The following is a 14,176-nucleotide window of genomic DNA, read 5'->3' on the forward strand; positions in this document are numbered from 1 at the left end:
CTCAGCTCGCCCGCAGAACCCCGAGAGCGTCCTCGAGATCCTTCGGGTACTTGGACGTGATCTCGACCCACCGCCCGTCCGCGGGATGCGCGAACCCGAGCGACCGGGCGTGCAGCCACTGCCGCTCCAGCCCGAGACGTTCCGCCAGCCGCGGATCGGCCCCGTACGTGAGGTCGCCGCAGCACGGGTGCCGCAGTGCGGCGAAGTGGACGCGGATCTGATGGGTCCGGCCCGTTTCGAGGTGGATGTCCAGCAGGCTCGCCGCCTGGAACGCCTCGACCGTGTCGTAGTGCGTGATGCTGGGCTTGCCGTCCGCGGTGACGGCGAACTTCCAGTCGTTGCTGCGGTGCCTGCCGATCGGCGCGTCGATGGTTCCGCTGCTCGGATCCGGGTGCCCCTGCACCAGCGCGTGGTATCGCTTGTCGATGGTCCGCTGCTTGAATGCGCGCTTGAGGAGTGTGTAGGCGCGTTCCGACGTGGCCACCACCATCACTCCGGACGTGCCGACGTCCAGCCGGTGCACGATGCCCTGGCGCTCGTGCGCACCCGACGTCGAGATCCGGAAGCCTGCGGCGGCGAGACCGCCGATCACCGTCGGACCGGTCCAGCCCACGCTGGCGTGGGCGGCGACACCGACCGGTTTGTCGACGGCGACCACGTCGTCGTCGGCGTACAGGATTTCCATGCCCTCGACGGGCTCCGCCTCGATGGTCAGCGGACGCGGCGGTTCGGGCAGTTCCACCTCGAGCCAGGCGCCTGCGGACAGGCGATCGGACTTGCCGACGGGTGCGCCGTCGACGAGCACCGAACCTTCCTCGGTGAGCTGAGCCACCGCGGTGCGCGACAGACCGAGCAGTCGAGCGAGTCCGGCGTCGACCCTCATCGCTTCGAGCCCGTCCGGGACCGGCATCGACCGTGTTTCCCTCACTTCTCTACCCCCTTGCGTGTTCCGTCCGGTTCCAGCCCGATCAGGGTGAGCACCACGAGCAGGATCGCACCGCACACGATGCCGGAATCCGCCACGTTGAACACCGGCCACCAGCCGACGGACACGAAATCGACGACGTGACCCTGCATCACTCCCGGTGCCCGGAAGAACCGGTCGACGAGGTTGCCGAGGGCGCCGCCGAGTACCAGCCCCAGACCGAGCGCCCACCACGGCGACCGCAGCGTGCGGCCGATGCGGACGACGCCGATCACCACACCCACGGCGACGAGCGTGAGCAGCCACGTCATGCCGGTGGCCATGGAGAACGCCGCGCCCGGGTTGCGCACGAGCCGCAGCGAGACGATGTCTCCGATCAACCAGACCGGCCGGCCGGGCTCGATGTTCGCGACGGCGAGGATCTTCGTCAGCAGGTCCGTGGCCAGGACGACACCTGCGATCACGAACAGCAGCAGCCTGCGCTGATGCGTCACCGGCTGCGGCGGTGCGCTGCCGGACGGGTCATCGTCGTTTCGGTCTTCGGCGTCGGTCTCGTTCTCTGCCGTGGGGTCTTGACTCACCCGTTCATCATCCACTACGGAGGCAAGCCTCCGTTCACGCGCTCCCGCGCGCACTAACCTGGGGGCGTGCCACTGTTCTCGAACGCTCTGCGACCCGGATTCTGCCTACTCGCCGCAACCCTCTCCCTGGTCGCGCTGACCGCCGGGTGCGGAGGTGACGGCGACTCCTCGGAGTCGAGCCCCGCAGGGTCCACGTCCACTCCCGCCGAAGTGACCGTCCCGATCTCCGCGACCACCGTCGAACTGATCCAGCCCGGCGAGGAGCCGCGCGAGGTGATCCAGCGCAGACCGCCGGTGGGGGTCACACAGCAGGTGCAGTTGATCACCGACGCGCAGGTGTTCCAGCAGATCGACGACCAGCCCGCCCAGGACTTCTCCTCACCCGAGATCACACTCCCCCTCACCGCCGCCGTCGGGCAGTCCACCGACGACACGGACGGCGGCACCACCGTCGACCTCACGCTCGGTGACGTCACCAGCCCCGACGACCGGCTCGGCAGCGCGCTCGAGGCCAGTGCCGGTTCGGGCGCCGGGTTCACCGTCGACCCCACCGGTGCGATCACCGCACTGCGACTGCGTCCGGACGCCGAAGCCCAGGACATCGCCCGCTCCGCGATAGAGCAGGCCTTCTACCAGGCCGTGTACCGCACGGTCCCGTTTCCGGCGGAGCCCGTCGGGGTGGGCGCCCAGTGGACGATCCGCCAGCAGGTGATGAGCGGCATCGCCCTCGACCAGACCACGGTGGCCACCCTGACCGCCCGGGACGGCAACCGCCTCACCGTCGACTACACGATCGACCAGAAGCCGAAGTCACCCGTCTGGGAGCTGCCCGGGGAGGCGGGCACGCTGAACGTCGACCAGTACGTGATGCAGGGCTCGGGCACCATGACCGTCGACCTCGGCCTGCCGCTGCCCGTCACCGGGACGGTGACCGTGGGCGGTGACCAGGAGTACAGCGACCCCGACGGCTCCACCCGCCTGCACCAGACCACGTCGAACTCGGTCCGGTGGGGTTCCTGATGCGCCGCGGAACCGTTGCCGCATCCTGTTCCCTGTTCGCGGTGCTCGCGCTGTCGGCGTGCTCGTCGAACGCGTCCGGCGACGCCGGTGCCGGCGCCTCACTCGCGCCGCTCGGACCGGTAGTGACCGCAGCGCCGGACGCGGCGGGCGCACCGTTCCCCGATCGGGCCGCGCTGAAGGCGGCCCTCCTCGACGCCGGGGACCTTCCCGTCGGCTTCACCCCGGTGCCCGATCCCGAGGAGGATCTGGGGCTGCCTCCGGCGTCGGAGTCGGCGGACTCCGACAAGTCGAGCACGAATCCGGCGGAATGCGGCGCCGTGCTGTCGCCCGTCGCGGATCAGCGTGCGGGCGCGGTGGCGGCGGCGTCCGGCTGGTTCACCGGCCCCGGCTTCGCGACCATCGACCAGGACGCGGCCAGTTACGGTACCGGCGCCGACGCCTCCGCGGCGTTCTCGGCGGTGCAGGACCGGCTGGCGGGATGCACCGAGTACACCGGCACGGACGCCGACGGCGTGCAGGTGCAGTACCGGGTCGGCGGCCGCGAGCAGCAGCCCGCGGGCGACGCATCGGTGGCGTTCCGGCTCGTCACCACCAGCGAGGGCGTCAGTCTGGTCTCGGATGTGGTGGTGGTCGTCGTCGGGAGCACCGTCACGCAGCTGGTCGCGACGGGCCAGGACCCGATCGACGCCGGCGTCTTCGGCGACCTGACGAGCACCGCCGTCGCGAAGCTCGCACCCGCACCCGCCGGCTGAGACCAGGCCACGAACGACCGATGCCGGTGTCCCCGAGGGGACACCGGCATCGGTGCCAGAACGCGGCGATCCGTCAGGACCGCGCGGTTCGGCCTGAAATCAGGCAGGGCATGCAGGCGAGGTCAGCTGCGCGAGCGACACGATCTGGCATGCGGTGATCTTCGACAGCTTCCACGTTCCGTTCTCGCCGGGAACGAAGATGGCCGGAACGCCACCCTGCTGGACCTGGCCGTTGACGGTCAGCTGCAGCTGGCCGCTGGCGGTGCCGTCGCCGTTGTCGATGACCGGGTCGAGAACGGTGACCTCGGCGTTGTTCGCCTTGGCTGCGGCAGCGACCTGGTTGATGAGCTCCGGATCCTGCTCCGAGCCCTCGACCATCGCGGACTTGACCTCGAGCGGCGTGGCCGGATCGAGGCCCTGCACCAGAAGCGCGTTGAGATCGGCCGCGGTGGGCACCTCGATGGCTTCCGAGGTCTCGGCAGCTGCGGAAGTCGTCGTCGTGGTCTTGGTCGCCGTGTCGCTCTCGTCGGAGCCACACGCGGACATCGTGAGGGCTGCGGCGATTGCTACTCCGGCAACCGTGATCTTACGAAGCTTCAACTCAATAACCTCTTCATTCTCGGTGTTCGTTCTCGGACGATCTGAGCATCTATCGCTACCCGGGCCAACATTACCCAAGGGTAAGCATCAGCGCCCGAGGCTACCTTCTCGTGGAGCCGGTCTCCACTCCTTCGTCCGGGCGGTGGGTCCGGTCACTCGAGCGAGCCTTCCACATCGGCCCGTTCGAGTTGCGCGTCGTCCACCTTGAAGGTCCGTGCCTTCCCCGGACCCGTTGTGCGCGTTTCGAATCGGACTGTCACGACACCGTGGCCCGCCCCCTGCACCCAGCCGTGACCGAAGTCCGGGTGCGTCACGTCGAGACCGGGATGCCACCGGGTGTCGATCGCCCGGGCGGGTGCCGGAACGGGCGCGGAGAGGCCGTCGTCGGCGCCCGCCACCGTGATCTTCGACTCCTGATAACCCGGGACGTCCAGGTCCAGTTCGGGGAACAGCGAGCCCTGGCGGACCGTCGACAGTCCGGCGAATCCCACCCCGACCAGACGCACCGGCCCGAGTTCCAGCGGATCGATCACCTGGCGCTGCGCCGCCGCGACGAGGATCTGACGGTCGAGGGTCGCGTAGGGCAGCGTCACCGAGCGCGTCACGACGCTCATGTCCGCCTTCTTCAGCTTCAGCACCACCGTCCGCGCCGCCCGGCCGTCCTTCTGCAGACGCACGAACGCGGACGCCGCGCTCGACTCGACGGCACCGCGCAACTCCGCCATCGTGACGATGTCGGTGGCGAAAGTCGTCTCCGCACTGACCTGTTTGGACTCGGCGCGTTCGGCGACCGGCCGATTGTCGATGCCCTGCGCCAACCGGTGCAGGCCCGGTCCGACCGTGGTGCCCAGAATGGACGCCACCTCCGATTCCGGGGTCCGCGCGAAACCGCCGATGGTCTCGATGCCGAGCCGCTTCAGCTTCTCCTCCGCGACCGGGCCGATGCCCCACAGCTTCCGCACCGGAAGCTCGTCCAGCACCGCATGCTGCTCGTCCGGCGGAATCACCGTGATCCCGTTGGGTTTGGCCAGACCGGACGCGATCTTGGCCACCTGCTTGCCCGACCCGGCACCGATGGACGCGACCAGTCCCGTCTCCTCGAGCACCAACGCGCGCAGTCCCTCGCAATAGCGTTGCACCGTGCCCGCATCCGCCCCGGCCAGCTCGATGGGTTCGCCGAACGCCTCGTCCATCGACAGTTGCTCGAGCACCGGCATCGGGCCGCGGAGCGCGTCGAACACGGACTTGCTCAACATGCCGTAGAGGCGACCCCGCGGCGGCAGCACCACCGCACCGGGACCCACCAGCCTGCGGGCCTGATGCATCGGCATGGCTGAACGCGCGCCGAACACCCGCGCCTCGTAGCTGGCGCCGGCGACGACGCCGCGCCCGCCGAGCCCACCGACGAGAACCGGGCGGCCGCGGAGCGTCGGCCGGGTGAGCTGCTCGACCGACGCGAAGAACGCGTCCATGTCGAGGTGCAGCACCCACCGACGACTCACCTGGTGCAAAATACCCGCCCGGTACGACAGGTCACGCCTTCGCGATCGCCGCCCGCACACCCTCACCGAGCTCGACGGCGTCGCCCGGCGCCTCGGCCAGTTCCAGTTCGACGGCGAGGATCTCGCCCGCGATCAGCTTGCGGTGCGCGAGCGCCCATTCCCGCCGCTCTTCGGGCACGTCGAGGACGACGGTGATCCGATCGGACACCTCGAGCCCGGCGGCGCGCCGCGCGTCCTGCAACTCGCGGATCCGGTCCTTCGCCCAGCCCTCGGCTTCCAGTTCCTCGGTGACCGCCGAGTCCAGGACGACCAGACCGGCCCCGTCGGGCAGGGCTGCCGTCGACTCCGGTTCGGCGGCCACGAGCCGCTGCGTGTATTCCTCCGGCAGCAACTCGATCCCCGCCGCGACGACGACGCCGTCCGAATTCTCCGACCAGTCACCGGCCTTCACGGCCTTGATGACGGTCTGCACGTCCTTGCCGAGGCGCGGTCCCGCGGCGCGCGCGTTGACGACGAGCTCGAACCGGCCGTGCACGTCCACGTCGGTGGTGAGGTCGACCTTCTTGACGTTGACCTCGTCGGCGATGAGACCCAGGTACGGGCGCAGGCGCTCCGCGTCGTCGGACGCGACCGTCACCTCAGGCAGCGGCAGCCGCACCCGGAGGTTCTGTGCCTTGCGCAGGCCCAGCACCGTCGAGCACACCGACCGCACCTCGTCCATCGCCGACACCAACTCCGGATCCGCCGGCAGCTGACCCGCGGTGCTTCCGGGTCGCTCCGCAGGCTCCGCTCCTGCCGGCCAGTCCGCGAGGTGCACGGACCGTCCGCCGGTCAGTCCCCGCCAGATGACCTCGCTGATCAGGGGCAGCAACGGAGCGGCGAGCCGGGTGACCACCTCGAGCACCGTGTGGAGGGTGTCGACGGCGTCCTTGTCCTCGTCCCAGAAACGCGAACGCGACCGCCGCACATACCAGTTCGTCAGCGCATCACAGAACGTGCGCAGTTCGTCGCACGCCCCGGCGATGTCGTTCGTCTCGAGCGCGCCGGTGATGGCGTCCCGGGTTCCGGCCAGCTTCGCGAGGATGTACCGGTCCAGGACGTTCGTCGAATCCGTGCGCCACTCACCGGAGGTCGGCGCGTACAGCTGCAGGAAGCTCCACGCGTTCCACAGCGGCAGCAGCGCCTGCCGGACACCCTCGCGGATGCCCTGTTCGGTGACGACGAGGTTTCCGCCGCGCAGGATCGGCGAGGACATGAGGAACCAGCGCATGGCGTCCGAGCCGTCCCGCTCGAATACCTCCTTCACGTCCGGGTAGTTGCCCTTGGACTTGCTCATCTTCAGTCCGTCTTCACCCAGGACGATGCCGTGAGCCGCAACGGTCTTGAAGGCGGGACGATCGAACAGCGCCGTCGCCAGCACGTGCAGCGTGTAGAACCAGCCGCGGGTCTGCCCGTTGTACTCGACGATGAAATCGCCAGGGAAGTGGCCGTCGAACCATTCACGGTTCTCGAACGGGTAGTGCACCTGCGCGTACGGCATCGACCCGGACTCGAACCAGCAGTCGAGGACCTCGGGCACACGCCGCATCATCGACTTCCCGGTCGGGTCGTCCGGGTTCGGGCGCACCAAGTCGTCGATCATCGGCCGGTGCAGATCCGTCGGCCGCACCCCGAAGTCGTGCTCGAGTTCGTCGAGCGAGCCGTACACGTCCGTGCGCGGGTACGCCGGATCGTCGGACACCCACACCGGAATCGGGCTGCCCCAGTACCGGTTGCGGCTGATGTTCCAGTCGCGGGCACCCTCGAGCCACTTGCCGAACTGTCCGTCGCGGATGTGTTCGGGCACCCACGTGATGTCCTGGTTCAGCTCGACCATGCGGTCGCGGAACTTGGTGACCGCGACGAACCACGACGGGACCGCCATGTAGATCAGCGGCTGCCCGCTGCGCCAGCTGTGCGGGTACGAGTGCTCGATCGTCTCGTGCCGCAGCAACTTTCCAGCAGCCTTGAGGTCCTTGATGATCACCGGGTTCGCGTCGAACACCTGGAGACCCTCGTACGGCGGCACCATCGCCGTGAACTTGCCGCCCGGATCGAGCGGCTGCACGATCTCGATCCCGTTCGCCGTGCAGTACTCCATGTCCTCTTCACCGAAAGCCGGTGCGAGGTGGACGATTCCGGTACCGGACTCGGTGGTGACGTAGTCGGCGGAGATGACGCGGTGCGCGTTCTCGTGACCGACGAAGAAGTCGAACGGCGGGTCGTAGCGGAGCCCGACGAGGTCCGCACCCTTGTGCTCGGACAGCACCTCGGGCGCCTCGCCGAGTTCGCGGGCATAGTGCCCCAGCCGATCCTTGGCGAGCACGTAGCGTTTGCCGTCGGCGCCCGTCACCTGGACGTAGTCGATGTCCGGGTGCACTGCGACCGCGAGGTTGGACGGCAGCGTCCATGGCGTGGTGGTCCAGATGATCGCGTTGGCGCCGTCGAGCGGGCCCTCGCCGTGCAGCGGCATGTCGACCGTGACGGCGGGGTCCTGGCGCATCTTGTACGCGTCGTCGAGCCGGGTCTCCTGGTTCGACAGCGGCGTCTGCTCGTACCAGCTGTACGGCAGCACACGGAAACCCTGGTAGATCAGGCCTTTGTCGAACAGTTCCTTGAACGCCCACATGACCGACTCCATGAAGTCGAGGTCCAGGGTCTTGTAGTCGTTGTCGAAGTCGACCCACCGCGCCTGACGGGTGACGTAGTCGCGCCACTCGTCCGTGTAGCGCAGCACGGAAGACTTGCAGTACTCGTTGAACTTCTCGAGACCCATGACGTCGATCTCGGACTTGTCCTTGATGCCGAGCTGCTTCTCCGCCTCGAGTTCGGCGGGCAGTCCGTGGCAGTCCCAGCCGAATCGGCGCTCGACCTTGTTGCCGCGCATGGTCTGGAACCGCGGGATCAGATCCTTGACGTACCCCGTCAGGAGGTGGCCGTAGTGCGGGAGACCGTTCGCGAACGGCGGACCGTCGTAGAACACGAATTCGGGGGCGTCGTCACGCTGGGCGACCGACGCCCGGAAGGTGTCGTCCTCGTCCCAGCCGGCCAGCACACGCTGCTCGATCTGAGGGAACCGGACACCCGCATCCTGCGAGACGCCGTAGTCGACCCTGGGGTAGGACTCGTTGCTGCTGGTCACGTTGCTGGTGTCGGTCACCGCGATCTCCTCGTGCCTGACGTACTCGGCACGGGGACGACGGAGACGCCTCCTGCGTCACCACCGCGGTACCACCCCGCTTGCACCCCGGAGGGCGCCTCTCGGTGCCGGGCTGTGACGGGCCCACCCGTTCGGTTCTACTGAGCCGGCGTGCCGGCCGTTCTTCCGAAGGCTCCCCGGTGATGGCCGGATCGTCGCCCCGTAACTCGATTACTGAATTGTTCGCTGAATGCAGTCTAGCCGCCACCGGGATACGGCAGCTCAGTCGCCCTCGTCGGATCCGGGCGTCGTGTCCGCGTCCCGTGCGGGACCGCGGTCAGCGCGAACACCGCTCGCGGGTTGCCCCGGAACGGCCGCCGCCTTCTTGCCTGCGAGGGCGCTGACGAGCAGCAGGACCGCTCCGGCGACGCATACCACGATGCATCCCCAGGCCCACACGACCGAACCGGTCATGAGAGCCACCACCAGGAGAGCGAACCCCACCGCTGCAAGAGCGAGTGTCACGACCAGCACGGCTCAACCTCTATCCGGGCCGCTGGCTGGGCAACTACCGCGCGCTCAGTCAGCTATTGCCCTTGGCGTAGGACTGGCTGTAATTGGACTGCGATCCACCCTGCGCGAACGAATCCTGACCGCCGTCCACCGGAACCGCGGATCCCCGCTGCTCCAGCTCCTCGAGCTGCGACTCCAGGTACGACTTCAGGCGCACGCGGTATTCGCGCTCGAACGTCTTGAGCTGCTCGATACGACCCTCGAGCACGGAACGCTGCTGGTTGATCGTCGCCATGATCTCGGTGTGCTTCTTCTCCGCGTCCGCCTGCAGCGCGTCGGCCTTCTCCTTGGCCTGGCGCAGCTGGGTCTCGGAACGGGTCTGAGCGTCCGTGATCAGTGCTTCCGACTTCTGGCGGGCGTCGGCGATCATCGTCTCGGAACGGGTCCGTGCATCGCTGACCAGCTGCTCCGAGTTGGTGCGCGCGTTGCCGAGCAGCTGCTCGGACTCCGTCTTCGCGTCACTCGTGAGACGGTCCGCCATCTCCTGGGCGAGACCCAGAACCTTGGCGGCCTGCATGTGAGCGTCGGCGCCCTGCGCGGGAGCGGCCGCGGCCGCAGCGGCGGGAGCCGGTGCCGGCGCGGGAGCCTTGGGCTGCTCGACGACACGAGCCGGCTCCGCCTTCGGAGCGGGAGTCGGTGCTGCGGACCCGGAGCGTGGAGCCTTCTTCGCATCGGCGAGCTCCTTGTCGAGCTCCCCTACTCGCTGCCGAAGGTCGGCGTTCTCCTCGATCAGGCGCGACAACTCTTGCTCGACGAGGTCGAGAAACGCATCGACTTCGTCTTCGTTGTAGCCCCGCTTACCGATCGGTGGCTTGCTGAACGCGACATTGTGCACATCAGCGGGAGTCAGCGGCATGGAAGGATCCCTTCACGCGTCATTTGGCGGTCTAGCAAGCATTCAGTTACAGCGCAGTCTACGTAACGGTGAATCAAGACTGGATCAATGGGGTCCATTCTGTCACACCAGACCCGTAGCACGCGCTTGTCCCTGAACGATCGACATCAGGATGAAGACGATGAACAGCAAGACCATGATGGATAGATCCAACCGCACCCCACCGAGATTGATCGGGGGGATCAACCGCCGTAGCAGTTTGACCGGTGGATCGGTGACCGTAAAAATCGCCTCGAGAATGACGACCACGACGCCGGTTGGTCGCCAGTCTCGTGCGAAGGTCCGTACGAACTCGACAATAATTCTGCCGATGAGTAGCAGCCAAAAGACAAACAGTATCAAGTAGATCACCGAGAACAAGGCCACACCTTCACTCTGCCTGAGAATGTCCGGCCGATCAAAACGAGCCGCGTGGCCAGGGTTTTCTCCGCCACAGCCGCCGCGGCCCGCGTCGTTACGGACGTTCGGATCCCGATGGTCGTTTCCCCCGCTCCCCGGTTTACTTCTGGCTGTAGAAGCCGGTTTCCGCGATGCGGCGACGCTCCTCGGCGGACACGTCGATGTCTGCGGGTGAGAGCAAGAACACCTTCGTGGCCACCTTGTCGAAGGACCCGCGCAGCGCGAAGGCCAGTCCGGCGGCGAAATCGACGAGGCGCTTGGCGTCGGCGTTGCTCATTTCGACGAGGTCCATGATGACGGGGGTGCCGTCACGGAACCGCTCGCCGATCGTGCGGGCCTCCCCGTAGTCGCGGGGGCGCAGCGTGGTGATCTTGGACAGCGGCCCACCTTCGTCGAAGAGGGGTCCGCGACGACTCTCCACCCGCTCGGACCGCGTGTCGACGGCCAGCGCGCCACGGGTGCTGCCGCGCACCGCACCGCTCGCGCTGGGACGGGCCGACCGGACGGCCACGGGTTCGACCCGGGACGAGTGCCGGGGGCCGTCGTACCGGTCGAAGTCGTCGTCGAGGTCGTCCCGGCGGCCGGGAGCGTAGGCGGCCTTACTGAAGGCCGGCTCGGCGAAGTCACGGTCGTCGCGGTCGAGGTACGGATCACGTCCACTGTCGCGGGCCGGTCGAGCAGGCCTGCGCGCAGGTTCCGGCTCGTCCAGGTACTCGTCCTCGTAGTCGTCGAGGGGAACCATGCCGAAGTAAGCCTTGAACTTGTGCAGACTGCTCATTGATCGACCTTCCTTGGCGCGGCGGACAGGATCCAACTGCGACCGGTCGCAGCGGTGTGGACGGGTTGGCGATCACCTGGGCGATCTATTTCGAGGTTATAGGCCTCGAACCCAACAGCGCGGTTCCGACACGCACGCACGTCGACCCGTGTCGGACAGCGTGCTCGAGATCATTCGTCATGCCCGCTGAGAGGTCCGTCGCATCCGGATGGTCGCGCCTGAGCCGCGCGTGAATCTTCTGCAATTCCTCGAACGCGGCGTCCGGATCGGTATCGATCGGCGGAACCGCCATCAACCCGCGATATTCGAGTCCCGGCGACGACTGCACCTGCGCGGCAAGGCGTTCGAGGTCTGCGATCGCGGCACCGCCGCGCTGCGGATCGCCGTCCAGACTGACCTGCAGCAGCACCCGCAGCGGCTCGGGCCGCTCCCCCGCCTCGAGCGCCGTCGTGGCCGCGCGGCCGAGTGCGCCGACGAGCCGCTCGCTGTCCACCGAATGGATGGCGTACGCCCAGTGCGCGACGGCCTTCGCCTTGTTGCGCTGGAGGTGTCCGATCATGTGCCACCGCACCGACGAATCCGTCACCACGGTGCGGAACTCCGCAATCTTGGCCGTGGCCTCCTGCTCCCGCGACTCCCCGAATTCGCGGCACCCGAGGTCGTACAGGATCCGCGCGTCGGATTCCGGGAAGAACTTGGTGACGGGCAGCAGCGACACGTCCGCGGGGTCGCGACCGGCGTCCCGGCACGCCGCGGCGAGCCGTGCACGCACGGTGCCGAGCGCAGCCTCGATCTCCCCGACCCTGCTCATCGTTTCCACTCCCACACCGAATCCTCACCGCCGTCGGCGGTCGTCGTCACACGCTGTCTTGCCCAGTATCCATCCAGATGACCGCCGCGAGCCGACCGGTCGGGGCCTCCCGGCGATGACTGAACAGTGTCCGGTCCTCGATGGTGCAGCGCGGATCCTCCGCCACCCCCGCGACACCCGCATCGAGCAGTTGCTTCCGCAGGCCGGCCCGCAGGTCGAGGCCGGGGGTTCCCTTGACGGTGCGGGTGGCGCTGCCGGGAAGGAACTTCTCGACGTCGGCCTGCATCGCCGCGGGGACCTCGTACTGTCGGCCGCTCGCCGCCGGACCCAGGAATGCGCCGATCCGGTCGATCCGTGCACCCTGCTCGACCATGACGTCGAGCACCCGCGGAACGATGCCGATGCGGGCGCCGATACGACCGGCATGGACGGCGGCGATCACCCCGGCCTCGTCGTCGGACAACAGCACCGGGACGCAGTCGGCGCTGAGGGTCGCGAGTGCGAGCCCAGGAACCGTCGTCACCAGTGCGTCCGTGGCGGGCACCGGCACGTCGGTGGGCCCGTCGACCACGGTCACGTTCCGACTGTGGATCTGCTCCATCCAGATCAGGTGGTCGAAGGCCACGCCGATGTTGTCTGCCAGTCGACGCCGGTTCGCCTCCACCGCGGCCGGATCGTCGCCGACGTGATCACCGAGGTTGAACGTGTCGTACGGCGCGACGGAGTGCCCTCCGGCACGGGTGGTGACGACCCGGCGAACCCTGAAATCGGGGGCGGACGGTGAACTCAACGACGCATGAAGGAGGGCACGTCGACTTCGTCTTCACCCTCCTCGTCGGACACCGGCACCGCGCGGGACTGACCGTTTCCCGGAAGCGGCGGCAGACTGCTCGGGCTCTGGTGGGAGCTGATCGTCTCGCGGGTCACCGACATCGGCTCGCTGTGCTGCTGGTCGGCCGACTGTCCGACCTCGCCCGCGCGCCCGGCACCGATGGCGCTGCGACCGGCAGCGCCCGACTCGACCGGCCGGCGGGCGGGGGCGCCGCCGTCGAACCCGGCGGCGATGACGGTGACCCGCACCTCGTCGCCGAGCGAATCGTCGATGACGGTGCCGAAGATGATGTTCGCGTCGATGTGGGCAGCCTCCTGCACCAGCGACGCCGCCTCGTTGATCTCGAACAGGCCGAGGTCGCTGCCGCCGGCGATCGAGAGCAGCACGCCGCGCGCACCCTCCATCGACGCCTCGAGCAGCGGAGAGTTGATCGCCGATTCCGCGGCCTTGATGGCCCGGCCCTCGCCGCGCGAGGATCCGATGCCCATCAGCGCGCTACCGGCGCCGGACATGACGCCCTTGACGTCGGCGAAGTCGACGTTGATCAGACCGGGGGTGGTGATGAGGTCGGTGATGCCCTGGACACCGTTGAGCAGCACCTCGTCGGCGCTGCGGAACGCGTCCATGAGGCTGACGGCGGCGTCGCCGAGCTGCAGGAGGCGGTCGTTCGGGATCACGATGAGGGTGTCGCACGATTCGCGCAGCGACTGGATGCCGGTGTCGGCCTGGCCGCCGCGGCGCTTGCCCTCGAAGGAGAAGGGCCGGGTGACGACACCGACCGTGAGGGCTCCGAGCTTGCGTGCGATACTCGCGACGACCGGTGCGCCACCGGTACCCGTGCCGCCGCCCTCGCCTGCGGTCACGAACACCATGTCGGCGCCCTTGAGGACTTCCTCGATCTCGTCCTTGTGGTCTTCTGCGGCCTTGCGGCCGACTTCGGGATCCGCGCCGGCGCCGAGCCCGCGGGTGAGTTCCCGGCCGACGTCCAGCTTGACGTCGGCGTCACTCATCAGCAGCGCTTGCGCGTCGGTGTTGACGGCAATGAACTCGACTCCCTTGAGTCCCTGCTCGATCATCCGGTTGACTGCGTTCACGCCGCCGCCGCCGATGCCGACGACCTTTATTACGGCGAGGTAGTTGTGCGGGGGCGTCATCGGCTCTCGCCTTCCATGAGTGTGTATCACGCTTTCGTACAGATCAGTCCAGCCTGAACCCTCAACCTCAACCATAGGGTTACGGTTATGTCAAGTGCTGCCCGACTAGAGCGAAACGCTATGCACCGGCATAGGGATACGCCATTAGGCGCGCCGAGACGCGCCGAGTTATTTGA

14 protein-coding genes are annotated in these 14,176 nt (G+C 68.0%); 2 read left to right on the top strand and 12 right to left on the bottom strand.

The features are described from left to right. Nucleotide 1 precedes the first annotated feature (1 nt). Nucleotides 2–928 (bottom strand): RluA family pseudouridine synthase, encoded by a 927-nt coding sequence (locus PSR88_RS05440; protein WP_029537355.1) that lies wholly within the window; start codon nucleotides 926–928, stop codon nucleotides 2–4. Next, nucleotides 925–1,521 (bottom strand): signal peptidase II, encoded by a 597-nt coding sequence (gene lspA / locus PSR88_RS05445; RefSeq protein WP_009473722.1) that lies wholly within the window; start codon nucleotides 1,519–1,521, stop codon nucleotides 925–927. The genes PSR88_RS05440 and lspA overlap by 4 nt, the downstream gene beginning before the upstream one ends. A gap of 51 nt (nucleotides 1,522–1,572) precedes the next feature. On the opposite strand from lspA, the gene PSR88_RS05450 reads away from it, so the two are divergent. Next, nucleotides 1,573–2,526: a hypothetical protein gene (locus PSR88_RS05450; protein ID WP_009473723.1), complete on the top strand. Its 954-nt coding sequence runs from the start codon at nucleotides 1,573–1,575 to the stop codon at nucleotides 2,524–2,526. Then, nucleotides 2,526–3,278: a sensor domain-containing protein gene (locus tag PSR88_RS05455; protein WP_011594215.1), complete on the top strand. Its 753-nt coding sequence runs from the start codon at nucleotides 2,526–2,528 to the stop codon at nucleotides 3,276–3,278. The genes PSR88_RS05450 and PSR88_RS05455 overlap by 1 nt, the downstream gene beginning before the upstream one ends. Before the next feature lie 99 nt (nucleotides 3,279–3,377). Here the strand turns inward: PSR88_RS05455 and PSR88_RS05460 are convergent, their stop codons facing one another. From PSR88_RS05460 to ftsZ, 10 genes are all read right to left on the bottom strand, one after another. Next, nucleotides 3,378–3,878: a hypothetical protein gene (locus tag PSR88_RS05460; protein WP_005247603.1), complete on the bottom strand. Its 501-nt coding sequence runs from the start codon at nucleotides 3,876–3,878 to the stop codon at nucleotides 3,378–3,380. Between the two features lie 152 nt (nucleotides 3,879–4,030). Further along, nucleotides 4,031–5,365: a DNA polymerase IV gene (locus PSR88_RS05465; protein WP_029537350.1), complete on the bottom strand. Its 1,335-nt coding sequence runs from the start codon at nucleotides 5,363–5,365 to the stop codon at nucleotides 4,031–4,033. A 46-nt stretch (nucleotides 5,366–5,411) separates the two neighbouring features. Then, nucleotides 5,412–8,579, bottom strand: a complete 3,168-nt coding sequence (gene ileS / locus PSR88_RS05470; protein ID WP_016880054.1) for an isoleucine--tRNA ligase — start codon at nucleotides 8,577–8,579, stop codon at nucleotides 5,412–5,414. A gap of 261 nt (nucleotides 8,580–8,840) precedes the next feature. Next, complete coding sequence (locus PSR88_RS05475) at nucleotides 8,841–9,092, bottom strand: hypothetical protein (RefSeq protein ID WP_011594218.1); 252 nt, start codon at nucleotides 9,090–9,092, stop codon at nucleotides 8,841–8,843. 49 nt (nucleotides 9,093–9,141) lie between these two features. After that, nucleotides 9,142–9,987 carry a DivIVA domain-containing protein gene (locus PSR88_RS05480; RefSeq protein WP_011594219.1) on the bottom strand — a complete coding sequence of 282 codons (846 nt, stop codon included), beginning with the start codon at nucleotides 9,985–9,987 and terminating at the stop codon, nucleotides 9,142–9,144. A 102-nt stretch (nucleotides 9,988–10,089) separates the two neighbouring features. Continuing rightward, nucleotides 10,090–10,392: a YggT family protein gene (locus PSR88_RS05485; protein WP_005247609.1), complete on the bottom strand. Its 303-nt coding sequence runs from the start codon at nucleotides 10,390–10,392 to the stop codon at nucleotides 10,090–10,092. A gap of 133 nt (nucleotides 10,393–10,525) precedes the next feature. Beyond that, entirely contained in the window at nucleotides 10,526–11,203 is a 678-nt protein-coding gene (locus tag PSR88_RS05490; RefSeq protein WP_005574458.1) for a cell division protein SepF, read from the bottom strand. An 85-nt stretch (nucleotides 11,204–11,288) separates the two neighbouring features. Beyond that, a complete protein-coding gene (locus tag PSR88_RS05495; protein WP_192815031.1) occupies nucleotides 11,289–12,014 on the bottom strand; it encodes a YggS family pyridoxal phosphate-dependent enzyme in 726 nt (241 codons plus the stop codon). A 46-nt stretch (nucleotides 12,015–12,060) separates the two neighbouring features. Continuing rightward, on the bottom strand, nucleotides 12,061–12,804 hold the full coding sequence (pgeF, locus tag PSR88_RS05500; RefSeq protein WP_011594221.1) for a peptidoglycan editing factor PgeF: 744 nt from the start codon (nucleotides 12,802–12,804) through the stop codon (nucleotides 12,061–12,063). Further along, nucleotides 12,801–14,000, bottom strand: coding sequence for a cell division protein FtsZ (gene ftsZ, locus PSR88_RS05505; protein ID WP_009473734.1), 1,200 nt, complete (start codon nucleotides 13,998–14,000; stop codon nucleotides 12,801–12,803). Before ftsZ ends, pgeF begins: the two co-directional genes overlap by 4 nt. Nucleotides 14,001–14,176 lie beyond the last annotated feature (176 nt).

This window comes from Rhodococcus sp. DK176 (assembly GCF_038447315.2).
Lineage (GTDB): Bacteria > Actinomycetota > Actinomycetes > Mycobacteriales > Mycobacteriaceae > Rhodococcus_F > Rhodococcus_F jostii_A.

Excerpts from the sequence above, each read along its gene's own strand:
- PSR88_RS05480 (WP_011594219.1), bottom strand. The coding sequence starts at position 9,987 with ATGCCGCTGACTCCCGCTGATGTGCACAATGTCGCGTTCAGCAAGCCA.
- PSR88_RS05455 (WP_011594215.1), top strand. The coding sequence starts at position 2,526 with ATGCGCCGCGGAACCGTTGCCGCATCCTGTTCCCTGTTCGCGGTGCTC.
- PSR88_RS05490 (WP_005574458.1), bottom strand. The coding sequence starts at position 11,203 with ATGAGCAGTCTGCACAAGTTCAAGGCTTACTTCGGCATGGTTCCCCTC.
- PSR88_RS05495 (WP_192815031.1), bottom strand. The coding sequence starts at position 12,014 with ATGAGCAGGGTCGGGGAGATCGAGGCTGCGCTCGGCACCGTGCGTGCA.
- ftsZ (WP_009473734.1), bottom strand. The coding sequence starts at position 14,000 with ATGACGCCCCCGCACAACTACCTCGCCGTAATAAAGGTCGTCGGCATC.